Annotated in this window: 20 protein-coding genes; 6 read left to right on the forward strand and 14 right to left on the reverse strand. The window is 64.8% G+C overall.

What is annotated here, in order from left to right:
- Positions 1-15 precede the first annotated feature (15 nt).
- On the reverse strand, positions 16-915 hold the full coding sequence (locus NU1_RS33055) for an oxidoreductase (protein ID WP_067527524.1): 900 nt from the start codon (positions 913-915) through the stop codon (positions 16-18).
- 248 nt (positions 916-1,163) lie between these two features.
- Between NU1_RS33055 and NU1_RS33060 the strand changes: the two genes are divergently transcribed.
- Positions 1,164-2,201, forward strand: a complete 1,038-nt coding sequence (locus tag NU1_RS33060) for a fused (3R)-hydroxyacyl-ACP dehydratase subunits HadA/HadB (protein ID WP_067527526.1) — start codon at positions 1,164-1,166, stop codon at positions 2,199-2,201.
- Between the two features lie 8 nt (positions 2,202-2,209).
- Here NU1_RS33060 and NU1_RS33065 read toward each other — a convergent pair whose 3' ends face one another.
- Both NU1_RS33065 and NU1_RS33070 read right to left on the reverse strand, forming a co-directional pair.
- Positions 2,210-3,562 (reverse strand): family 1 glycosylhydrolase, encoded by a 1,353-nt coding sequence (locus tag NU1_RS33065; RefSeq protein WP_067527528.1) that lies wholly within the window; start codon positions 3,560-3,562, stop codon positions 2,210-2,212.
- Positions 3,563-3,693: 131 nt separating this feature from the next.
- Positions 3,694-5,016, reverse strand: a complete 1,323-nt coding sequence (locus NU1_RS33070) for a family 1 glycosylhydrolase (protein WP_067527530.1) — start codon at positions 5,014-5,016, stop codon at positions 3,694-3,696.
- 298 nt (positions 5,017-5,314) lie between these two features.
- Between NU1_RS33070 and NU1_RS33075 the strand changes: the two genes are divergently transcribed.
- Entirely contained in the window at positions 5,315-6,310 is a 996-nt protein-coding gene (locus NU1_RS33075; RefSeq protein ID WP_084522048.1) for an AurF N-oxygenase family protein, read from the forward strand.
- Between the two features lie 39 nt (positions 6,311-6,349).
- On the opposite strand, the gene NU1_RS33080 is transcribed toward NU1_RS33075, so the two are convergent.
- From NU1_RS33080 to NU1_RS33095, 4 genes are all read right to left on the reverse strand, one after another.
- Positions 6,350-7,072, reverse strand: coding sequence for a TetR/AcrR family transcriptional regulator (locus NU1_RS33080; protein ID WP_067527532.1), 723 nt, complete (start codon positions 7,070-7,072; stop codon positions 6,350-6,352).
- A gap of 24 nt (positions 7,073-7,096) precedes the next feature.
- A complete protein-coding gene (locus tag NU1_RS33085; RefSeq protein ID WP_067527534.1) occupies positions 7,097-7,606 on the reverse strand; it encodes a class I SAM-dependent methyltransferase in 510 nt (169 codons plus the stop codon).
- Between the two features lie 22 nt (positions 7,607-7,628).
- Positions 7,629-8,048, reverse strand: a complete 420-nt coding sequence (locus NU1_RS33090; protein WP_067527536.1) for a hypothetical protein — start codon at positions 8,046-8,048, stop codon at positions 7,629-7,631.
- A 196-nt stretch (positions 8,049-8,244) separates the two neighbouring features.
- Complete coding sequence (locus NU1_RS33095) at positions 8,245-9,279, reverse strand: alpha/beta hydrolase (protein ID WP_084522036.1); 1,035 nt, start codon at positions 9,277-9,279, stop codon at positions 8,245-8,247.
- Positions 9,280-9,830: 551 nt separating this feature from the next.
- Here NU1_RS33095 and NU1_RS33100 point away from each other — a divergent pair.
- Positions 9,831-11,318, forward strand: a complete 1,488-nt coding sequence (locus NU1_RS33100) for an HNH endonuclease signature motif containing protein (RefSeq protein ID WP_067527540.1) — start codon at positions 9,831-9,833, stop codon at positions 11,316-11,318.
- Between the two features lie 796 nt (positions 11,319-12,114).
- On the opposite strand, the gene NU1_RS33105 is transcribed toward NU1_RS33100, so the two are convergent.
- The 3 genes from NU1_RS33105 to NU1_RS33115 all read right to left on the reverse strand — a co-directional run bounded on the left by NU1_RS33105 (position 12,115) and on the right by NU1_RS33115 (position 15,185).
- On the reverse strand, positions 12,115-13,374 hold the full coding sequence (locus NU1_RS33105) for a site-specific integrase (RefSeq protein WP_245720421.1): 1,260 nt from the start codon (positions 13,372-13,374) through the stop codon (positions 12,115-12,117).
- Positions 13,375-13,446: 72 nt separating this feature from the next.
- The gene (locus NU1_RS33110; protein ID WP_067527542.1) at positions 13,447-14,235 is read right to left on the reverse strand and encodes an ABC transporter permease; all 789 of its coding nucleotides are present in this window, start codon (positions 14,233-14,235) and stop codon (positions 13,447-13,449) included.
- Positions 14,232-15,185 (reverse strand): ATP-binding cassette domain-containing protein, encoded by a 954-nt coding sequence (locus NU1_RS33115; RefSeq protein ID WP_067527544.1) that lies wholly within the window; start codon positions 15,183-15,185, stop codon positions 14,232-14,234. The genes NU1_RS33110 and NU1_RS33115 overlap by 4 nt, the downstream gene beginning before the upstream one ends.
- Positions 15,186-15,285: 100 nt before the next feature.
- On the opposite strand from NU1_RS33115, the gene NU1_RS33120 reads away from it, so the two are divergent.
- Positions 15,286-16,017, forward strand: a complete 732-nt coding sequence (locus NU1_RS33120; RefSeq protein WP_067527546.1) for a TetR/AcrR family transcriptional regulator — start codon at positions 15,286-15,288, stop codon at positions 16,015-16,017.
- A gap of 71 nt (positions 16,018-16,088) precedes the next feature.
- Here the strand turns inward: NU1_RS33120 and NU1_RS33125 are convergent, their stop codons facing one another.
- Complete coding sequence (locus NU1_RS33125; RefSeq protein ID WP_067527548.1) at positions 16,089-16,448, reverse strand: Rv2640c family ArsR-like transcriptional regulator; 360 nt, start codon at positions 16,446-16,448, stop codon at positions 16,089-16,091.
- 106 nt (positions 16,449-16,554) lie between these two features.
- Here NU1_RS33125 and arsM point away from each other — a divergent pair, with 106 nt between their 5' ends.
- On the forward strand, positions 16,555-17,325 hold the full coding sequence (arsM, locus tag NU1_RS33130; RefSeq protein WP_067527550.1) for an arsenite methyltransferase: 771 nt from the start codon (positions 16,555-16,557) through the stop codon (positions 17,323-17,325).
- Between the two features lie 36 nt (positions 17,326-17,361).
- Here arsM and NU1_RS33135 read toward each other — a convergent pair whose 3' ends face one another.
- On the reverse strand, positions 17,362-18,171 hold the full coding sequence (locus NU1_RS33135; RefSeq protein WP_084522037.1) for a class I SAM-dependent methyltransferase: 810 nt from the start codon (positions 18,169-18,171) through the stop codon (positions 17,362-17,364).
- Positions 18,172-18,937: 766 nt separating this feature from the next.
- Here NU1_RS33135 and NU1_RS33145 point away from each other — a divergent pair.
- Positions 18,938-20,167 carry a serine hydrolase gene (locus tag NU1_RS33145; protein ID WP_067527556.1) on the forward strand — a complete coding sequence of 410 codons (1,230 nt, stop codon included), beginning with the start codon at positions 18,938-18,940 and terminating at the stop codon, positions 20,165-20,167.
- Here NU1_RS33145 and NU1_RS33150 read toward each other — a convergent pair.
- Positions 20,151-20,972, reverse strand: coding sequence for a CPBP family intramembrane glutamic endopeptidase (locus NU1_RS33150; RefSeq protein ID WP_157553346.1), 822 nt, complete (start codon positions 20,970-20,972; stop codon positions 20,151-20,153). The genes NU1_RS33145 and NU1_RS33150 overlap by 17 nt on opposite strands.
- Before the next feature lie 57 nt (positions 20,973-21,029).
- Positions 21,030-22,253 carry a DNA polymerase IV gene (gene dinB / locus NU1_RS33155; protein WP_067527560.1) on the reverse strand — a complete coding sequence of 408 codons (1,224 nt, stop codon included), beginning with the start codon at positions 22,251-22,253 and terminating at the stop codon, positions 21,030-21,032.
- Positions 22,254-22,259 lie beyond the last annotated feature (6 nt).

The following is a 22,259-nucleotide window of genomic DNA, read 5'->3' on the forward strand; positions in this document are numbered from 1 at the left end:
GCCGCGGTATGAGCCTCAGTGCGAGAAGTGGTAGCGCACATCGGTGAGTTTCTCCGACTGCTCCCACAAGCGTTGCGCCAGTTCGCGATTGTGGGAGGCGGGGCTGGACCTCGCTCGGGTCGGATAGCCACGCAAACCCAGTAGACCGTCCGGACCGTAGTACGTGCCCGGCTCGACGGCGGCGGTGGCGGCGTAAAGCAGAGGCAGCGCACCCATTTCGGCGGTTTGCCCCGGATTGAGCATGGGGAGCGCGGTCGTCACGTAGTGCAGTGGCACCGTAATGAACCGCAGGATGCTCCCGCCGCGCGTCAGATCGGTATCCGCGAACCCGGGGTGGCCGGCCACCGAGAGCAAGGGGGAGCCCGACTCGGTCAAGCGCCGCTGAAATTCGTAGGTGAACAGGAGATTCGCGAGCTTGGACTGCGCGTACGCGCCGTACCGCACATAGCCGCGGTGCTGCCAATCCAGATCGTCCACATCGAGATCGCCGATGAAGTGGGTGTGGCTGCTCATGGAGACAACGCGGTCCCGCAGCCGATCCAGTAGCAGGCCGGTGAGCGCGTAGTGACCGAGATAGTTTGTACCGAACTGCGTTTCGAAGCCATCGGCGGTGCGGCCGAAGGGTACTGCCATGACACCGGCGTTATTGATCAGTACGTCCACGGCCTCGATCGATTCGGCGAAGGCGCGGATCGAGGAGAGGTCGGCGAGGTCCAGGGGGCGGGCCTGGGCGCGTGGGCCGAGTTCGCGGGCAAACGCTTCGGCCTTGGCCGCATTGCGGCAGGCCAGAATGACGTGGGCCCCGGCGTCATACAGGGCGCGGGTGATGGCGGCGCCGAGACCGCCGTTCGCGCCGGTGACAATGTGCACGCGGCCGTGCTGATCGGGAATATCGCTGGTGGTCCAGTGGGTCATGGCGGCTCCCGGGAGACGGGGAGGCTCGCGAACGCGTCATTGCAGTTCGACGAAGAACTCGGAACTATTCAGGGCGTCAGCCCAACGCTACCGACAAACCGCTTGGTTTGCCTGCCTGCCCGAGGTCTCGTCCGTGAAGATCCGCTCGCACCCGGCTACGGTGAGGGCGTCGTATTGGGCTGCACTCGTGAATTCGGCTCTGCCGATCACGATTACGAGCCCTGAAGGAATCTGGAGCGAGGAGCGGCCTGGTGGAAGCAACGTTCGATGCGGCGGGGCTGGTGGGGCATGGTTATCGTGCCGACGACTACTACGAAGTGGGCCGGGAGAAGATCCGCGAATACGCGCGCGCTGTCCAGGATTTCCACCCGGCACACTGGAGCGAGGACCCCGCCGGTGAACTCGGATACGCCGGTTTGGTCGCACCGACCACGTTCATCTCGATTGCCGCCATGCTGGCCAACCGCAAGCTCATGGAAACGCTCGTCACCGGCTACGACGTGTTCGTGCAGACCGATCAGATCTTCGAGATGTACAAGCCGGTGCTCGCCGGTGACCGACTGGTCAGCGATGTCGAACTCACGTCGGTTCGCCGGATAGCGGGCAAGGATCTGCTCACCATCACCAATACCTTCATCGACCACACCGGCGAGATTGTCCAGAAAATGCACACGACGATCGTCGGCATCACCGGCGAGGACGTCGACGCCGGCATCGGTGCGGCGATCGAGAAGGTGATGATGCACGGTATCGACGTATCGCCTCGACCCGCAGCTTCGCCCCTGGCCGGACAGGTTACGGCGAACCCGGATGCCGAGACCGGCCCACGCCTATCTCAGATCTCGCGAACGCGGGTGCCGCGCACCGCAATACGATTCGACGACATTGCCGTCGGTGACGAGCTTCCGATTCGGAGTGTGCGGCTGACCCGGGGTGATCTGGTGAACTACGCGGGAGTCTCCGGCGACGCGAACCCCATCCACTGGCACGACGAGGTCGCAGCGCTGGCAGGTCTTCCCGATGTGATCGCGCACGGCATGCTCACCATGGGCCTCGGGGCCGGATTCGTCACCGGCTGGCTCGGAGACCCCGGCGCCATCACACGATTCGGGGTCCGGCTCTCGAACTACACGGTCGTCGAAGCCGCCTCCTCCGGGAACGTCGAGTTCACCGGGCGCGTCAAATCGATCGATCCCGAGACCAGGTCCGCGGTCGTTGTCATCGTCGCGAAGTCCGCGGGTCGTAAAATCTTCGGTCTCGCTACCGCGGATGTCCGCCTCGCGTAGTCTCCGGCTCAAGCCGTCGAGTTCGACCTCTCGAGCACGTCGACCGGCGTTTCACAGCTGGCGGGTGGGTCGACCAGGGCGCAATCCGATAGCTCACGGACCGGGAGATAGCTGGTCGGTACACCGTTGGCGGCGATGATTCGGCGGTAGGCGTCGACCGCGTCGGTGGGCTGGCGGGTCAGGGTCGGGTCGTCGAGTACGTCGACGGTGTAGAGGCCGAAACGGGGTGCGTAGGAACCCCATTCGTAGTTGTCGGTGATGCTCCAGTAGTTGTAGCCGATGAGGTTCATACCATCGGCCTTGGCGCGCTCGAGCCAATACACGGTGTCGCGCACGTGGTCGGCGCGGGTGTAGCCATCGGGGCGGGCGTTGCCGTTCTCGGTGGGCATACCGTTCTCGACTATGTAGAGGGGCTTATCCGGGAAACGCTTGGAATAGTGTTGCAGCGCATAGTAAATACCCTCTGGACGGATGGGGAGGTCCCACATGCCCACCGGTGCGGGCAGCGAACCGTCCGGGCGTGTGGCCGCCTTCACCTCCGGCGACTCGAGGCCGAAATAGTAGTCGACGCCGATGAAGTCCAGCTTTTCGCCGATGCGGTCCATCAGGGGGCCATTGACCTCGGGCTCGGCTCCGGCGACGTAGCCGACATTGCTGGTGACCTGCGCGCCGGGCTGCACGCGGTGAATGTAGTCGTAGATATTGTTGTGCGCCTCGGCGATTCGATCCAGCATGACGGCGGCGTCGGTGCCGTTGTGGCGCACCTCGTGCATGATGTAGGCGACCGGTTCGTTCACGGTGACCCACACCGGATTCCAGTCGGCGTATCGATCGACCACGTGGCGGGCATTGTCGAGCCAGTCGGTCACCATGGCCGGATCCATCCAGCCGCCGCGGTCGGCGGCCCAGCCGGGGTACACCCAGTGGTCGAGGGTGAGCATCGGCTGCATCCCGGCATCGAGGATGGCCGCGACGACCGCGTCGTAGAACCGGAAGGCCTGCTCGTCCCATCCCGCCGGTTGTGGCTGTAGCCGCGCCCATTCGATACCGACGCGGAAGACCTTCGCGCCCAGGTGCGCGGCGAGCGCGATATCGGAGGCGTAGCGGCTGTAGAAGTCCCCGGCGTTCTCGTAGGGGTCGTAACCCTTTTCCCCGATGTAGCGGGTCCAATTGCTGTCGGGCGCATTGCCCTCGGACTGGAATCCGGACGCAGCCACACCCCAGAGGAAGTCGTCGCCGAGCACGCTGCGCACCGCGGCGGCCGCCGGTGGCGGTGTCGCCGAGGCGAGGTCGGTCACCAGCAGGAATGCCGCGGTCGCGGCGAATCCCGTGAGGGCGGTGCGGCGTAGCCGTGATCGCATCGGGACTCCTGTTTTCGGAACAACACTCAGCTGCCGGCCAAACCGTCGGACCGCTTGGTTTGGAGTTGCCTGGCAAAAGAGTAGCTGTCAGATAGCTGAGTCCCGGTGCAGATGGGCGCGTGTCGCCGAACTCACCCCTGTGGCAGGGTTACCGGATCGGTGCAGCTGGCGGGAGGGTCGACCAGGGAGCAGGTCACCGGGGTGCGGGTCGGCAGATACCGGGGCGGTACGCCGCCGTCGCGGATGATGTTCCGGTAGACCTCCACCGCGTCGGTGGGGCGACGGGTCAGGCTCGGATCGTTGAGCACATCCACCGTGTAGATGCCGAAACGTGGTGTGTAGGAGCCCCATTCATAGTTGTCGGTGAGGCTCCAATAGTTGTAGCCCATAATGTTCATGCCATCGGCCTTGGCGCGCTGGATCCAGTAGATGGTGTCGCGCAGGTGGTCGCCGCGGGTGTAACCGTCGGCGCGCGGCAGGCCGTTCTCGGTGGGCATGCCGTTCTCGACGATGTAGAGCGGTTTGCCCGGGAACATCCGGCTGAAATGACGCAGCGTGTAGTAGATTCCGTCGGCCTGTAGCGGCAGCTTCCACAGCGCTTCCGCGGCGTAGGCCGTGTACTCGGTGAGGACGCCGGGCGACATGCCGTAGTAGTAGTCGATGCCGAGGTAGTCGAGCCTGGATCCGATGAGCTCGAGCATCGCACCGTTCACCGCGGGGTCCACGGCCGGAATGTAGGCCACATTGCTGGTGACCATCGACCCCGGTCGCACCCGGTGGATGTAGTCGTAGATGGTGTTGTGCGCGCTCGCGAGCCGGTCCTGCATGACGGGAATCTCGGTCACCGGCAACGCCCCATTGCGGACCTCGTTCAACATGTACGCGGCCGGTTCATTGATGGTGACCCACAGCGGATCGCGAGAGGCGTAGCGGTCCACGACTTTTCGCATATTGGACAGCCAGTCGTCGACCATGCCGGGATTGCGCCACCCGCCCAGGTCGGCCGCCCACCCCGGGTACACCCAGTGATCGAGGGTGAGCATGGGCCGCATCCCCGCCGCTTCGATGGCGTCGATCACCGCGTCGTAGAACTGGAATCCGGCCTCGTCCCAGCCACCCGGCTGCGGCTGTACCCGCGCCCACTCGATGCCGACCCGGTACACATTGACGCCCATATTCGCGGCCAGCGCGATATCGGAGAGGTAGCGGCTGTGGAAGTCGACCGAGTTCTGGTAGCGGTCGTAATGGGGGTGGCTGTCGATATAGCGCGTCCAATTGCTGTCGGGCGCGTGCCCCTCGGACTGGAACCCGGAAGCCGCTACGCCCCAATAGAAATCGCCACTGAAGGCGGGCACGGTCGAGGGGGCGGGAACCGCGCCCGCCGGTGCCGTGACGGCAAGTAGGGCTGCCCCGGTGAGGGCGGCGAGAACCTGACGACGGGTGTGCGGGCGCAATGGAACTCCTCATCCGAGCGGGAATCTGGCAGGGCCAAGCTAGCCGGTCGTCGTGGCCCACACCGCTACGGCCGATCCGGCGTGTCGGCCCGCCTCGCAGGATACTGGGCGGACGTCCAGAAGCGTGGTGGATTGCCGCCGAGATCGCGTGCGAATCGCCGCATACGGCGTCCGGAGGGGCTCCGATTGCGTGGATTGAGACCCGGAAGAGGTTGTGTGGGACTCTGGGTCCCATATATTGTGGATCACAACGTGCCGAGGGCTCCTATTGCCGGTCGGCCCGAACGAGGAGACATCGATGACGCTGTCACAATCGGTTGGCGACCTGTTCGATCAGGACTACCGAGAGACGCTGGCGACCCTGTCCGACGGGTCGGTTCACCGCCGCTTCGACCCGTACCTGGATATCGACTGGGACGCACCGGAATTCGCGATCGACCCGAACGACCCCCGCTGGGTGCTGTCGCCGGAGTACGACCCACTGGGCGCGACGCGCTGGTATCAGGAGCTGCCGCTCGACCGGCAGATCGAGATCGGCAAATGGCGGATCGCCAATGTCATCAAGGTCGGCGCGGCCTTCGAGAGCGTCCTGATTCGCGGAATGATGCAGTACATCATGAAGCTGCCCAATGGGTCGCCGGAGTTCAGGTACTGCCTGCACGAGATGACCGAAGAGTGCAACCACATCCAGATGTTCCAGGAGTTGGTCAACCGTATCGGCGTGGATGTGCCGGGAATGCGGCGGCCGTTCCGGATGCTGTCGCCGTACATCGGGGTGGCCGGCGGATACGCGCACGTGATCCTGTTCATCGGCATCCTCGGTGGAGAGGAGCCGATCGACCACTATCAGAAGGCATTGATTCGCGACAGTGACGCGGTACCACCTGCGGTCTTGCGCACCATGCAGATTCATATTGCCGAGGAGGCTCGGCATATCTCCTTCGCCGGGGAATTCCTCGCGGCGCATCTGGCACGGATGAATCCGGCGTCGAAGGCGGTATGCGCGGTGGCTTTCCCGCTGGCTATGCGCTGGCTGGCCGGGGAGATCATGGCTCCGCCGAAGTCCTTCGGGCGGCAGTTCGATATTCCCGACGAGGTCATGCGGGAGGCATTCTGGAGTGCGCCGCAATCGCGTCGCATTCTGGCGGGGTACTTCGGTGACATGCGCAAGCTCGCGGGCGATCTGGGGTTGATGAACGCGGCTACCAAGCCGCTGTGGTCGCTACTGCGTATCGGTGGTGAGCCGTCGCGCTACCGCAGTGAACCCGAACGTGGAACTCGGCGCACCGCTTGAGGTTTCGTCGTCACCGTGACGTTTCGCGGTGACGAACACTCACGGGGTGTCGTCGGCGAGTTCGCTGAGCACCTCGAGCAGGGGGCGGTCCGGATCGAGGGTGAGGGCATGGTCGCGCGCTACTGCGTCGAGCACGCTCCACGCGTATCCGGTGACGGTGGTGACCAGCGTGGCTCGGTCCATGGCCGGATCCGGATCGCGCGCCCACCGGGTTACCGTCGCCTCGGTCATGGAGACGATGGCGAAACACATGGTGTCGACAGCCGGTTCGTCGACCACACCCACCACACCGGCGAGACCTGACACCAATCCGCGGGTGCGGGCCGAGATGGTCGTCGCCAGGCTCGTCACGGCGTCGACATCGTCGGGATCGCCGACAGCCGGGCCTTTGCGTAGGAAATCGTGCAGCCGCGGATGCGTCTCGAACCACTCCACGACGGCCGAGACCGCGCGGGTGAGGATCTCGCGAATCGAGCCGAACGAGACATTCAGTGCCGTGTCGAGAGTGTCGGTGAACTGTAGGCAGATCGCCGTCCGCACCCGCCGATCGAGCTCGTCGCGGCCGGAGAACTGCCGGTAGACCACCGATTTCGCCAACCCGGCATGTTCGGCGATCTGCTGCATGGACGCATCGACCTGCCCCTGCTCGAGCAATTCGATGGTCGCCGCGATAATGCGTTCCTGCCGCCGGTCGTTATGCGGCTGCCAGCGCGCCTGACGTCCACCGGGAGTGGTCTGCGCGGGTGACTCGGCGGTCGGCACGGCTCGAGTCTAGCCGTGCAGGAGTCAGCGCCGAGCCGCGCGGACCACACCGGGGCCGGGTTCGGCGGGTGTGCGGGGGAGTTCGAGATATCGGGACGCGATGGTGTCGGAGTCGAGGTGATCCAGGAGTTCGAGGCCCAGATCGTCGAGAGTTTCTACGAGGTTCGAGACAGGGGAGGTGTGGTCGAATACGACCTGTGTCCCGGTGGCCAGACCACTGATATGGCGCAGTGTCGCCGCCAGCGTCCCAGGGGCTTCCAGCCAGATGATGAACGACGGTTGCCTCGGGTCGAAATCCATGGGGGCCAAGGCTTGCTCGATGTCGCCGTGCGGGTGCTGAATATCGAACACCCGAACATGCGGATAGGGGTTGTGGCGGGCAAAGGTGTCCAGGCAGCGGCCGTGCAGTACGAGCTGCCGGATTCCGGTCGAGACGGCATCGGCGAGACAGTCCTCGGCGTAACGGCAGCGGGCCGTGGTGAACAGGCGCTGACGTGCGCGGTCGCTACGGTCGGGGACTGCGATCGTCGTCATCGGTCGAACCTTCGAGATCGGATCAGGCACCGGGCGGCTTCGGCCAGCCCGGCATCCCGGGCGGTGTGGGCATATGCGAGAAGTCCGGCATCGGAGGCATTTTCGGCATGGGTGGGAGGTCCGGCATGGGTGGCATAGGCGGCATCGGGAAGGCGTTCCCGCCCCCGAACCGCTGGAACGCCGCCTGACGAGACGTACCGAACAGTTCGCCGACCTCGGCCCAGGTATGCCCCTCGGCACGAGCCTGCTGCACCAGTGTGCGCAGCACATCATCGACGACACCGTCCAAACTGCGGGCCGCCCGCAGCGCGGCCATTACAGAGGTGGCGGGCTTCCCATCGGCCGGGTGCAGCACTTCGGCGACGAGTTCGGCATTGGCGGACAATAGTTTTGCGAGGATCGCCCGCTCTTCGGCGGGGTCTCGGCGCTGGGGCTCTTCCATATGTAAATGCTGCCTTGACAACCTCCGGGTGTCAAGGCCAGCTTTACGGATGGACGCGGTGTGACGGTGTGCGTCGGCCGGGTCGTCTACCGCGCGGTCGGGGCAGTTCGGACGCGGGTGAGGGCATGATGTCGTCGAGGATGCCCCAGGCCCTCTGGATCCGCGCTGAGTACTCGCCGACGTGCCGTCCTCGAACTCATGCGCCCAGCGCACTGAGAATGTGCGGGCGTGCATTCCATAGCTGCGCCTCCCAGTACTTCCACGAATGTGTGCCCGAAGCTGGGAGGTCGTACACCGCAGGGATATTCAACTGGTTGAGCCGCGCTTGTAGGGCGCGTGTTCCCACCATGGCGAGGGCCTCGATCCAGATGGCGTTCGCTGTGTCGAAGACCGCCATCGCGGAATTCGGCCGATCGAACTGGCCGGGTGCCCCGGTGGCCGCCGAAATATACATCGGCACCCCGCGCAGCTGCGGCGCAAAGACGAATGGGTCCATGCGCAACCACTGCGGACTCGAGGGTGCGGCCAGCGAATCCTTATTGAATCGTCCTGCCGAGAGCATCATCATCCGAACCGCCTCCGGCATACCGGGGGCGGTCAGATTCAGCGGACCCGAGAACGAGGACGCGTGCCGGAACTGGTGGGGGTAGAAGGCGGCCAGCCGTAGCGCGGCCGGACCACTCATCGACAGGCCGACCACCGCATTGTCAGTGCGTGAAACACCGTAACCGGCAAGGAAATCCGGAAGTTCCTCGGTCAGGAATGTCTCCCACTTGTAGGTAAACTTCTGACCGTTGGTATTGCTTGCCGACATCCAGTCCGCATACCAGCTCGACTCGCCGCCGACCGGCATCACCAGGGTGACATCATCATTCTCGAACTGCTGCTTGGTATTCGTTTCGAACGCCCACGCATTATTGTCGTCACGGGCGCGCAGACCATCCAGCAGATATACCGCTCTACTCCCACCATTCCTGGCCCACTGAACCTGCACCTTGATCGGCCCCATGCTCGACGGAACCATCAACTCCTCGTATCCTCCCGCGGGGGTCCGATACGCTGGACCGGATACTGGGGCCGCGACCGCGGCATGCGGGGCGGTTACCGTCGCGGCGAACGGAATAGCCAGTGCGGCCACACCCGCCGTGAATAAACGAGCCCCCCAACCGCGACGAGTGCTACCTTGTAGCGCCGATACCGCTTCGGACATGCCGGGTCTGCCGAAAGGCATGAGAACTTCCCCTCTTCGTTCCGCGGAACGCCCTTCCGCGGATACGGTTGCTCATCGAACTGCGCTCGCTCGGACCCCCGACTGACCGATGCAAGTGAAGTGCGCTGTTGTCAAACAGGCGCTGGCGGAAGCGTATTCGAGTCCGGGGCGGCTGACAAGCTGAGGGCTTTGGTTGCCCGCGCTTGCGGTAGAACTCGACTATCGCTACTGGGCGACGACCGTCAGGGGGCGGTGGTGTGGGATGTGAGTGGCGGGTGGTTTCTGGCTTTGGTTGTCTCCAAATTTTGACGGCCACTGTGCGGTGGTTGCGTTGGGGAACGAAGAGGAAGCAGTGTGGTGGCGTGAGGATTCTTTCCTGACCTGACTCCGCGGTTGGGAGCGTCTTCTTGCGTTCCAGCCGGGTCCACTGGCCGTGGTGCCGATTTCGAGACATAAACGACAAAGGCAAAAGACAAAAGATTAGAGAGAGAAAACAGAGAAGAATCTGAAGATTCGCAGATCAGATACCATTTTCCATTCTGTCGCAACACCATTCGCGATAGAATGGAAGTATGACTATCGGGGAGCATTTCGGGGAGGATCGCACTCGACGCAGTGTCGCGGAATTGCTCGCGGTACTCACCGAAGTGCTCGCGCAACCGTTGACCCCGTTGTCGGAGGATGCGTTCGTCACCGAATTGCGGGACCTGGAAACAGTGCACCGGTTGTTGGCGGTGCTCGATCACCGCATGATCAACGAAACGACCGACCGCTCCCTCAGCAAACGCGCTGGGCTCCGCAATACCCCGCATTATCTGATGGAGACGTTGCGGCTCTCGCGGGCGGAGGCGTGGGCGCGGTTTCGTGCCGCGGAACGGCTCGGGGATCTGTCTCACCGTGTCGACGGCCACCCGGAGCCGGTGTTGCCGCACACCGCGACCGTGCAAGCTGGCGGGGAGATCTCCGCCGACCATGCCCGCGCGGTATGGAACGTGATGAAACGGATCCCGGAGAAAGTGGAGGCGGACAAGAAGACCGAGGCCGAACAGATGATGGCCGAATACGCCCGCTCGCACTCCCCGGACGATCTGAAGAAGATCGGCGACCGCATCCTCGGATTCCTCGACCCCGACGGCACCCTCAGCAACGACGCCGATCGCCAACGCATGCGCGAGGTCGTGGTGTGCGCGCAACGCCCGGACGGTATGTCGGAGATCAAGGGCTTCCTCGACCCCACCCTGCGCGCGGTCCTGGACATGATCCTCGCCAAATGGGCACGACCGGGCATGTGCAACCCCGACGACACCGAAAGCCCCACCGCCACAGACGAGTCCGTCGATACCACCCGCTTGGAGGCCGCCGCCGCGCGTGATGCCCGCACAGTCGGGCAACGCAACCACGACGCGTTGCTGGCATTCCTGTCCGCCGGTGGCGGGCCGGAATCCCTCGGCACCCACCGGGGGTTGCCGGTGAGCGTCATCCTCACCATGAGCGTCACCGACCTGGAAGCCAAGACCGGCGTCGTGACCACCGCCTCCGGCGGCACCCTCTCAGTCCCGGAAGCCCTCGCCCTGGCGCAGAAGACCCATGCCGCACCCCTGTTGGCGATCTTCGATCCCCACGGCATGCCACTGCATTTGGGCAAGGCCCGCCTGGCCAACAAATGGATCCGCTACAGCCTCACCGCCGCCGAACGCGGGTGCTCGCGGCCCGGCTGTGACGCGCCCGCGACCATGTGCGCGGTCCACCACGTCGTCGACTGGTCCAAGGACGGACCGACCGACATCGAGAACCTCACCTTCGCCTGCGACGCCTGCCACGCACTGATCAACGACACCGACGGCGGCTGGTCGACAGTGAAACTCGGTGCTGGTTCGGCTCATCCGGGCCGCACCGGCTGGCAACCTCCTCGCACGATCGACCGGACACGGCGACCACGCGTGAACCTGCGCCACCACCCCGAACGAGTCCTGTCGGGCATGCTCGCCCGCCACCGCACCGACCGCACCCGACAGTCCGCCCGCACCCGCGACCGCGCAGCGGAGCACCCCCGCGCGTAACCGCGCCTCCCACCCACACTCCGATCAGTCAGCACTCGGCGCTGACCGAAACAGCCGAACCACCCCCCAGCACGACAACAGTTTCCGCACAGGGCTCTTCATCAAAATCTCGAAATCAGCATCCGTGCAGTCCCCCGGCTGGAACGCAAGACCACGGCTCCCAAGTCGCGTCAGCGAAGGTCAGGAAAGACACCCAACGCAACCACACTTCATGCTCTTCATCTTTTAATCTTGCCAGCGAACCGCGACCCCCGAACGGATCTGGTTTCCAACACAGGAGCCGACTCTTTAACCGTTCCAGCGCCCCAACAGCGCTTCCATCAGTGTCTCGAAATCGGAAGCCCCTCCGCTGGGACATGAGGTAGCGGTTCTCCGACCCGAGCCGCGCGATGCAACGGCGACCTGCGCACAACCCGACCACGATTCGAACTCGACGCGCTGACGACCCATCGGACAGGGATGTTCCTGGAATCCCCCTCCCCGCACCCCCCCGATGCGAGCATGGAACCAGGTCTGCGTCGCCGTCATCTGGGGTGCATACGTGACCGCGTCATACCTATTCGAATCAGGGCGCGGCATGAGTCCGGTTGGGTACCTCGTCTCCATCGCGGTTGTACTACTGCTCGGATGGTTCTCGAGGCGTGCCTGGCAAGGATCTAACGGCACCCCGCACGCTTCCGCGACGCAATGAATGCATAATTCGCGTTACTCAGGTCAGTTGTCGCCAATTTCATTTCGAGCTGAACTGGACGGCGGTTGACAAAATTCGAATTCGTGTGGGTTTCCACTACGGCACTTATAGGCCCAGTTTTGTAACGGCGTTGTCTTCCAGGGGATTCGCGGTTCGAATGTAGCCGTGGACCGTGCGGGGGTTGGACCAGCGGCCCTGGCGCATGATTTCGCGGTCGCTGGCGCCGCCGAGGGCCGCCTGGGTGGCGAAGCCGGCTCGTAGGGAGTGGCCGGAGAAGAGGTCTGGGTCGAGGCCCGCGCGGGCGGCGTAGCGCTTTACCAATTCGGCTACTGCTCGGCCGGACATGGGTTGGTCGCTGATGCCGCCGTGTCGGGTGATGGTGGGGAAGAGAGGGAGGTCGGGGGAGTCGGTCAGCGGGGTGCCGGTGAAACCGTGGCAGCGGTGGATAGAGCTGTCGGCCGCGAGGTGGCTGCCCAGCCAGGCGCGGACTCCGAGAGTTCCTCCGGTGGTGTGGATTTCAAGGAGGCGGACCCAGTCGGCGAATGCGCACACGGGGCAGGTGTGCGGGCGTTGTCCGCGCGGGAGGGCCACTCGTTGCTCCGCGACGCCGGTCGGGTCCGTCTTGGTGGTCGGGAGGTGGACGAGTAGTACCGGTTCGCCGGTGGTGTGGTCGAGTTGTACGCGGATATCCGATACCCGCAATCCGGCCAGTTCACTGCGTCGGAGCGCACCGGCGAATCCGATCAGTAGCGCGAGGCCGTCTCGGCGGCGTGCGGGTTCGGTCGGCCAGCCGGGTGCGGGTAGCTGTGCGAGAAGTTGATCGAGAGTGTGCAGTAGGACCGGACGCTTCCGGGTGGGCGGGGTCCGGCGTGTTCGGCGGATACCGCGCAATGTCAGGCGGACCACATCCGAGCGGGTGGGCGAGGGCAGTCCGTTGGCGGCGTGGACGGCCGCGATCGCGGCGGCTTTCCGCTCCAAAGTGGCTGGACTGAAAGCCCATTCGCCGCTGTCACGCCTTGCGTCGGCGGCCGCCGCCAGATACACGGCGACGTCGAGCGCATCGGCGGGTAACGCCTGCCGCCCTTCCGCCGCACACCATCCCGCCCAGCCGATCCAATCGGACCGGTACGCCCGCAGGGTATTCGCCGACTGCGACGCCTCCAGGTAGCGCCGCAGCGACCCTGCCTGCTCATCATCGAACCGCTCCCGCACCAATCGCAGGGCGGCGGCATCGACCAATACGCTGCCCACCCCGCGCCGCAGCTCGGTCCGCACCGACTCCGGCACCGCGACAACAGCCTTCATCTCACCACTGGCCGCTGATGCGGGCAGGGCGTCGATACTGATTGCCGTTGGATCGGTCACGATGGTCAAGCCTAGGTGCTGTGGGGTGGTTGACGGTGTCAGCGACTCGGTTTCGGTGGAGGAACGGGGGCGTCAGTCCTTGGTCCGTTTCCGGAACAGCCAGGCGGACAGGAGGAAGCCGATGATCGCGATACCTGACCACCAGGCCACGGCGAGTGTGGCGTTGTGCCCGATCGGTGTTCCCAACAGCAGCCCGCGCACCGTTTCGATCACCGGCGTCACCGGCTGATTGTGTGCGAACCAGCGCAGTCCGGCGGGCATGGTGTTCGGTGGTACGAACGCGCTGCTGACATAGGGCAGGAACATGAAGGTGAACGAGAATCCGTTCGCTGCTTCGGGATTCGGGGCGAGTAGTCCAATGGTGACCGCGAGCCACGAGAGTGCGATGACGAACAGTCCGATGACGGCCAGTACACCGAGCCAGCTCAGCGGATCGGCGGTCGGGCGGAATCCCAGCCCGATCGCGACCAGCACCACCAGTCCGGTGGTGAGCAGATTCCGGAGCACGCTCTCCGCGACATGCGCGGTGAGGACCGCCGAGTGGCTCAGCGGCATGGCGCGGAAGCGGTCGATAATCCCGTCGCGCATATCGGTCGCGACGCTCACCGCCGTGGTGGCCGATCCGAAACCCGCGCACAGCAGGATGATTCCGGGTACGACGTAGTCGATGTAGTGATCGCTCGCCTGCATCGCGCCGCCGAATACGTAGACGAACATCAGCAGGATGACGATCGGAATCGCGATCGTCATGATCATGGTGTCGGGACTGCGCATGGTGTGGCGGAGGTTGCGGCCGAGCATGGTCGCAGCGTCCTGCGCGGCCCGGATCGGACGGTACGAGGGTGCGGATGTGGTGTTCATCGCTGGGTGGCCTTCCGGGCGGTGCTACCGGTCAGAGCGAAGAAGACATCGTCGAGATCCGGTGTGTGAATGGAGAGTTGGCCGATGGTGACGGCCTCGTCGTCGAATCGGTCGAGTAGTTGCCGGAGGTCGCGCACACTGCCGTCGGACGGCACCGTCAGGGTCAGCAGGTCGATGTCGGCTTCGCTGCCCGGCACCGCCCGGGCGGCGGCTCGCAGGTCGTGCTGTTCGGTGAAGGCCACCTGGATGTGGCCGCCGGGTACCAGTTGCTTCAGCTCGCCGGGAGTGCCTTCGGCGACGATCTTGCCGCCGTCGAGAACCGCGATACGGTCGGCGAGCTGATCGGCCTCCTCGAGGTACTGAGTGGTGAGGAAGATCGTGACGCCGGTAGCGACCAGCCCGCGGATGACATCCCACAGATCGCGGCGACTGCGGGGGTCGAGCCCCGTGGTCGGTTCGTCGAGGAAGATGATTCGCGGCTCACCCATGAGACTCATGGCCAGATCGAGTCGGCGCCGCATACCGCCCGAATAGGAACCGGCACGTTTGTCGGCGGCAGCGACCAGATCGAATCGTTCGAGCAGTTCGCTCGCGCGACGGCCTGTTTCGGCCGCACCCAGATGCAGTAGCCGCCCGACCAGCCGGAGGTTCTCCGCGCCGGTCAGTATCTCGTCGACCGCGGCGAACTGCCCGGTGACGCCGATAATGCCCCGCACCGCATCGGCCTCCCGCACCGGGTCGTAGCCGCCGATCCGTACCTCGCCGATATCGGCATTGCTGAGGGTGGTCATGATCCGCACCATCGTGGTTTTGCCCGCGCCGTTGGGGCCGAGTAGCGAAAATGTTGTTCCCGCAGCGACTTCCAGATCGATACCGCCCAGGACGGACTGGCGGCCGAATGATTTGGACAGTCCTCGGACGCTGATCGCTGGAGAGGGATGGGTGTGCATGAAGGCTCCACTTCGCAAACTGTGTATGAGATATACGATAGTGTGGATGGTACACAGTTTGTGAAAGGAGGCAAGATGGCGGCAGACGATTGGAGGATGTATGGCCGCGCGTGACGGCAAGGAAGCACCACTGCCCAAGTCGGTGGCACTGCTGTGGGGTCTGGGCGGCTCGGGTGCCCGCGGTCCCAAACGTGGTCTCAGCCTCGATCAAATCGTCGAGGCCGCCATTGCCGTCGCCGATGAGGAGGGGTTCGGCGCGCTGTCCATGAGTCGAGTCGCCGAACGACTCGGCTTCACCACGATGTCGCTGTACCGGTACGTGGACAATAAGGACTCGCTGCTCGAATTGCTGTCCGATCGCGCCGTCGGCCTACCCCCGGATATAGCGGCCGGTACGCCCTGGCGGACGGCGTTGGAGACGTGGGCATGGGCGGAGTTTCACGCGATCCGCCGCCATCCGTGGTGGCTCGACATCCCGATGCAGCGCCCCCCGGTGGGGCCGAACAGCATGGCATGGCTCGAAAACGCGCTGGTCGGCCTCGCCGAGACCCGCATCCCTGATTCGCTCAAACTCCAACTGGTGCTGAATCTTTCGCTCTACGTCGTCGGACGCGTCCGGTTCCTCAAAGACCTCACCGGTGGCGGCGAGGGGGAGGAGTACTCGACGGTCCTCGAACGCGTACTCGATCCCGAGCAATATCCGGAGCTGACGAAGGCGATTGGGCAGCAGGTGTTCGGCAATGAAATAAACTGGGAGGAAATGGACTTCAGCTTTGCTCTGGACCGACTCCTCGACGGTTACGCCCAGTTTCTCGATACTCAGTCCGGCTAGCCGGTCAGTCGAACCACTCGGGAACACCGGCTTCGATGAGTTCCCGCAGTGCCGACAAGACCGGACGCGATTCAGGTGCAGCAGTTGGGATCCAGAACGAGGCACAGTGCGGCGAGAGCATCGCGCCGCGCGCGGTGATAGATATTCATGCCACGCCGCTCGGACTCGATCAGTCCGGCCTTCTTGAGTTGGCCGAGATGGTGACTGACCGTGGATTCGGCCAATCCGACCGTGCGGGCGAGGTCGCCGGTGGTCAGCTCACCGGCCGGATCGGTGAGTAGTAGCGACATCAGTTTCACCCGCGCCGGATCGGCAATCGCCTTGAGTCGCAGGGCAACTTCGAGCGCGGCGGCATCATCGATCGGCCCGGTCGCCACGGGTGGGCAGCAGACGGGTGTGGACATATCGATCACGGGCAGGGTCTTGGGCACGAGATCGACACTACGGAATGCGTTGACATATGTCGAAAAGGTGGGTGAGACTCATGGGTGAAAGAAATTCGATATATGTCGCAAGACTAAGTGTTTGGAGTTGGTCATGAGTGCTGACAGTGAGCGGTTGCGGGAAGCGGTACGCAACCGCTACGCCTCGGCCGCGACGCGATTCATCCAGACCTCGGAGATCTCCGACAGTGGATGCTGTGATCCGTCGGGGTGCGGTTCGGGAACCGCCGAGGCTGTCTTCGGTGGACGTCTCTACCCGGACGAGGAACGGGAGATCATTTCCGCGGATGTGGTGGCCGCGAGCCTGGGCTGCGGCAATCCACTCGCTGTCGCCGAGCTGCACGAGGGCGAGGTGGTATTGGATCTGGGCTCCGGCGCGGGTCTGGATGTGCTGCTCTCGGCGCGCCGGGTCGGACCGTCCGGCACGGCGTACGGATTGGATATGACCGACGAGATGCTGGCCCTCGCTGAGAGCAATGCACGCGAGGCAGGCGTTGAGAACGTCGAATTCCTCAGGGGCGTCATTGAATCCATCCCACTCCCGGATGCCTCGATCGACGTCGTAATCTCCAACTGCGTGATCAACCTATCGGTCGACAAGCCCGCAGTCTTCGCCGAAACCTTCCGGGTACTGCGCCCCGGCGGACGCATCGGCGTCACCGACGTGGTCGCCGAAGACCAGCTGTCACCACAGGACCGCGCGGCGCGCGGCGACTACGTCGGCTGTATCGCGGGCGCGCTGACCCTCGCCGAATTCCGTTCGGAACTAACGGCAGCGGGCTTCACCGACATCGACGTCACACCTACCCACGAAGTCGCCGCCGGTATGCACTCGGCGATGATCAAAGCAACCAGGCCGCGCTGAACCGGCAGACCTAGGGCCTCGTGTCGAGTCAGTGTGTCACCGGCAGCCGGGGGCTCGGGCCCATGCGCGGACCGTCGGTGGGGCATAGAACCATCGCCGCTCGTCGGCCAACTCGGCCTGCGCGGTGGCAATGACCGCGTCTGAGGCCCCGAGCACGACCAAGTTCTCGTGGGCCTGCGCCCAGGTGAGGTTCCACATGCGCGCCATCGGCGAACCACCGCGAAACATCGGGATCTCCGCCTCGGCTCGGACGTCGACGAGCCCGAGCGCCTCCAGCTGTGTGGGCAGGTTTCGGGCCCAGGCTTGATTCGCACCCGCGGACTCGGTGGACCGCGCGAAGGCTCGCCAGACTTCGCCGAACGCGCCCGGCATTTCCTTGCCGACGCCGAGCCCGTCGCCCTCCTCGAGCACGAGCACCCCGCCCGGCGCCAGCGCCCGGATCAGTCGCTCCAGCACAATGTTTCGTCGGGCAATGTGCAGGAGGACGAATCGTGTGTGCACGAAATCGAATGCGCCTTCGGGGAGTTCGTCCTCGACGAGGTCGAGCTGGGCTACTTCGCCGCCACGGTCGGGCAGATCCGTCAAGTGGCGTGGGTCAGCGTCTACCGCGAGTACTTGACCACCCGGCAATGTGGCACTGCACAGCCAGCGCGCGAACGACCCGCCGCCGGCTCCCGCTTCCAGGCACCGCCATCCCACACCCACACCCAGTCGCCGAGCAAGCGCGATGCTCTCCGGATCGTAGGCCGCGCCCAGCAATGCGAGGCGCTCGTCAGCGAAACCCCATTCGTTGGGAAGCGTGTAGTGCGGATCCCGTGGTGCAGGGGTTGGTGAAGGCCCGGTCATGACAAGACGCTAAGCCGAGGGACCGGGGCCGCACTGGGGTCGAGTCGTTTCACGAGGCCATGTGGTTGAAGTCTCGTCCGGCCGTCGCGGCGACGCAGCGGAGCCGGGCGACAGCCCGGACGAGACTTCCCCACCTCGTCGGATACCTCCCTACCTCCGTACCCAACTCCATTGACAATACGGGGGCGAACTCCTGGAGAACCATGACTCAGCGTGCCGAATACCGCGACATCCCATGCCAATCCAAACAAAGGCAGTGGTGATCGGGATGTCGAAGTGACGGTGGGTCGCTGCATCAGCTCGGGTACTGATTCGTTGGCCGATCGAATGGCGAGTTTCCGCAACTAGTCAGCACTCCTTGTCGTTCATTACCCCGAAGGGTGACTCGACCGGACCCTGATCCAGCCGGATGCTCCAGCCGGGAGTGGTGTGAAGCGGAACGGGATCCCCGGGTGGACAGGGGTCGTGCCATACCCTCGTCGCGGGTGGCGGCGACTCGCACAGCATCACACAGGTATCGGCGGTCAAGCCGGACCCCGGCTGCGGATACTGCGGATCCTGATATCCGGCGACGGCCACCGCCGGCACCGCGAACGCCGTTGCCACCCCGGCTCCGATAGCCATACAGAGCGCCATCGACTCAACTCCCTTCGACTACGTGCTCTCACGAGCGCCATAGCCGGAGTGGAGGTCGATAAACGTCCCGGTCGGGTGACTTCGGTCGCGCTGGACGGGTCTACCGGGCGGTCGTCTCTATCCTGGTCGAATGAGCCCAGACGCGACAACGTTGGTGCTGGTCGGACCGGATCTGGATGCGGTGACGTCGATCGGGCACGAGGATGACCCGGCGGACGCCGGGGTGAATCCGCGCGATATCGAGGCAATATGGGAGTCGGTGCGGGCCTGGTATCGGATGGGCACCACACCCGCGATCCAGGTGTGTCTGCGGCGTGACGGCAAGATCGTCCTGAACCGGGCGATCGGTCACGGGTGGGGGAATGCGCCCAAGGACGGGCCCGAGGTCCCGAAGCGGCTCGTATCGACGGAGACACCGTTCTGCGGATTCTCTACCGCCAAAGGTGTGTCCGCGGCTCTGATGTTCCTGCTGATCGAACGGGGCGCGTTCGCACTGGATGATCCCGTATACCAGTACATTCCGGAGTTCGCGGCCCATGGCAAGGAGCGGATCACCGTTGGTCATGTGCTCTCGCATTCGGCGGGCGTGCCCTTCATTACGCCCCCGTACCGAGGTGCGGAACTCGTTGTGGACGAGGAGTTGGCGGCGCGGGCACTGGCCGATCTGGTTCCGAGTTGGCGGCCGGGTCGGTTTCGGGTCTATCACGCGCTGACCAGCGGGTTGATCCAGCGCCTGCTGGTGCAGCGGGCGACGGGCAAACCGATGCGTCAGCACTTGCGCGAGCAGGTGCTGGACCCGCTCGATTTCCGCTGGACCAATTTCGGGGTCCGGCCCGAAGATGTCGACCAGGTTGTGCCGAGCATGAAGGTCGGACCGGGGCCGTCGCGTATCTGGCGACACCTGGCGGGCAGGGCCCTCGGCGGTGGACTGTCCGGACCCACTTCCGCGGCCGACGAGCGCGCATTCCTCACCGCGGAACTACCGTCGGGCAACCTTGTCACCACCGCCTACGAGCTGTCGCGGTTCTATGAAATTCTCACGCGCGGCGGCGAATTGGATGGGGTCCGCATCATGCGCCCGGAAACCTTGCGGACGGCGGTACGGCCGGCCAGGTGGATACCGGGTGCGGCGGGTCGAGTCTCCACGGCGGGATATGAGCTCGGCGGGCGACGGTCGAAATTCGGGCGGAACACCGAAACTCATTTCGGCCGCAGTGGATTGACGACGCAGTACGGCTGGGCGGATCCGGCTCGCGGGCTGTCGGGTGCGATTCTCACCAGCGGTAAGGCCGTGGCTGATACCGGACGTCCGTGGCAGCTGGTCGCGCAGATCTCCGGGGCGCTCACGCCATTGCGATGAACATCGCGATCGGCGCGTTGATGAATCCGTGCACCACGATATTCAGCCAGGGATTCCGGTGGCGCGACCACAGATAGCCCAGGAACAGGCCTGTGACACCGATATTCAGTACGACGGCGGCGAGATCGACAGCGAGCCCCTCGCCGCCGTGGATGGCCGCATGCCAGGATGCCCACAGCAGGCTGGTGACCAGAATCGCGGGCCACCGGCCGTATCGGGATTCGAGCCGGGTCTGCAGCCAGAACCGGTAGAACACCTCTTCGAGGACGGCATTGATCAGGAACACCACCACAATGGTGAGCACATCCGGTGTGGCGACCTCCGATCCCGGCCTGAGCACAGAGGCCACCAGGACGAACGCGATCACCGCGGGCAGGGGTCGCAGCCACCGTCCGCGCACATCCAACCTCGCCCACTCCCGCCACGTGACGATTCGCAGCGCGAGTGGTATCGCCAATAGCAGCAGGGCTTTGAGCGCGAGAAACCAGATGTCCGTGGCCGGAGAGAGGTACAGTGCCACTGTGAACGCCACGGCGGCACCGGCGAGCAGCCACGTCCGGATTGTGAGGGCACGAGTGCCGGTGTCCGCGAAGGGATCCGCAGCGGATTCCCGGGGCGGCACCATCCACGCGAGGCACAGTCCGGCGATCGCGGGAATCCACAGCAGCCAGATCGGTTGCGTATCGGAATCGTCCGCGGAGAAGCGTACTTCCGTATGTCCGGTGCCGACCAACACCGCCAGCGCCGCGAGGTAGATGGCCCCTCCGCCGAGCAGCAGTGCCGTATCTGTTCGAGGTGTGCGCACTCCGACCACGGTAGCTGGCGGTTGGCGACTGTCCCGCACAGGATTACGGGTGGTGTCTCAATCGGGAAGCATCGGGACCGACAATCCCTCGCCGCGGCCGAGGAGAGCGGCACGTGTCACGGCCCCGGCGCCGAAGCGGTCGTGTAGCGCGTCCAGGGTCGAATCGAGCGTCGATTCCGGGCGAGGTTCGAAGGGCAGCGACAGTTGCATGCAGTCGGCATCATCGAGGTTGGTCAGCGACAGTCCGATGAGGGTCAGCCCGCGCTCGTGAATGGTGGGCAGCGCGGCGGCCAGCAGTGCGCGGGCCGCCTGGAGGATCACGGCACCGCTGTCGGTCGCCTGTGGCACGGTATGCGATCGGGTCGCACGGCTGAAATCATCGAATCGCAAGCGCAGCACCACTGTTCGGCACAGTCGGTCGGCCGCGCGCAGGCGGCGGCCGAGCCGGTCGGCCAAACCGTGCAGGTATGCCTCGAGTTCCGCATCAGTACGGGCGTGACGTCCGAGGGCGCGTTGCGCGCCAATGGATCTACGCCGTCGTCCGGTATCGACGCGCCGCGGGTCACGCGCCCAGGACAATGCGTGTAGATGCCGACCGGCGGCAGGTCCGAGCACCGCCGCGAGGGGGCCTTCGCCGAGCTCGGCCAATTGCCCGACCCTGGTGATACCGCGTTCGCGCAGCTCCCGGGCGGTTACCTCCCCGACACCCCACAACCGTTCCACCGGCAGCGGATGCAGGAACTCCAACTCCCTCTCAGGCGGAACCTCCAGCAGCCCATCGGGTTTCGACACCGCACTGGCCACCTTGGCGAGGAACTTGGTCCGCGCCACCCCGACCGAGATCGGCAGCCCGACCTCATCTCGCACCCGCGCCCGCAGCCCGCGCGCGATATCGACCGGCGCCCCGGCAATGCGCCAGAGCCCGCCCACATCCAGAAACGCCTCGTCGATCGAGATCCCCTCCACCTCCGGCGTGGTATCCCGGAAGATCTCGAATACCGCCTTGCTCGCCCGCGCGTACGCCGACATACGCGGTGGCACGACGATCGCGTGCGGACACAACCGCAGCGCCTGTCCAGCGTTCATGGGCGTACGTACCCCGAGCCGCTTCGCCTCATAACTGGCCGCCAGCACCACGCCACCGCCGACGAGCACCGGCTTACCCCGCAATCGTGGATTGTCGCGCTGCTCGACGGAGGCGTAGAAGGAGTCCAGATCCGCATGCAGAATCACCGCTCGCTCGGAGCGCGCACCGCGCGTCTCGGATCCTGACACGAACATATGTTC

Source organism: Nocardia uniformis NBRC 13702, assembly GCF_001613345.1.
Taxonomy (GTDB): Bacteria; Actinomycetota; Actinomycetes; order Mycobacteriales; family Mycobacteriaceae; genus Nocardia; species Nocardia uniformis.

Excerpts from the sequence above, each read along its gene's own strand:
- NU1_RS33055 (WP_067527524.1), bottom strand. The coding sequence starts at position 915 with ATGACCCACTGGACCACCAGCGATATTCCCGATCAGCACGGCCGCGTG.
- NU1_RS33065 (WP_067527528.1), bottom strand. The coding sequence starts at position 3,562 with ATGCGATCACGGCTACGCCGCACCGCCCTCACGGGATTCGCCGCGACC.
- NU1_RS33075 (WP_084522048.1), top strand. The coding sequence starts at position 5,315 with ATGACGCTGTCACAATCGGTTGGCGACCTGTTCGATCAGGACTACCGA.
- NU1_RS33085 (WP_067527534.1), bottom strand. The coding sequence starts at position 7,606 with ATGACGACGATCGCAGTCCCCGACCGTAGCGACCGCGCACGTCAGCGC.
- NU1_RS33090 (WP_067527536.1), bottom strand. The coding sequence starts at position 8,048 with ATGGAAGAGCCCCAGCGCCGAGACCCCGCCGAAGAGCGGGCGATCCTC.
- NU1_RS33095 (WP_084522036.1), bottom strand. The coding sequence starts at position 9,279 with ATGCCTTTCGGCAGACCCGGCATGTCCGAAGCGGTATCGGCGCTACAA.
- NU1_RS33100 (WP_067527540.1), top strand. The coding sequence starts at position 9,831 with ATGACTATCGGGGAGCATTTCGGGGAGGATCGCACTCGACGCAGTGTC.
- NU1_RS33110 (WP_067527542.1), bottom strand. The coding sequence starts at position 14,235 with ATGAACACCACATCCGCACCCTCGTACCGTCCGATCCGGGCCGCGCAG.
- NU1_RS33115 (WP_067527544.1), bottom strand. The coding sequence starts at position 15,185 with ATGCACACCCATCCCTCTCCAGCGATCAGCGTCCGAGGACTGTCCAAA.
- NU1_RS33120 (WP_067527546.1), top strand. The coding sequence starts at position 15,286 with ATGGCCGCGCGTGACGGCAAGGAAGCACCACTGCCCAAGTCGGTGGCA.
- arsM (WP_067527550.1), top strand. The coding sequence starts at position 16,555 with ATGAGTGCTGACAGTGAGCGGTTGCGGGAAGCGGTACGCAACCGCTAC.
- NU1_RS33135 (WP_084522037.1), bottom strand. The coding sequence starts at position 18,171 with ATGACCGGGCCTTCACCAACCCCTGCACCACGGGATCCGCACTACACG.
- NU1_RS33145 (WP_067527556.1), top strand. The coding sequence starts at position 18,938 with ATGAGCCCAGACGCGACAACGTTGGTGCTGGTCGGACCGGATCTGGAT.
- dinB (WP_067527560.1), bottom strand. The coding sequence starts at position 22,253 with ATGTTCGTGTCAGGATCCGAGACGCGCGGTGCGCGCTCCGAGCGAGCG.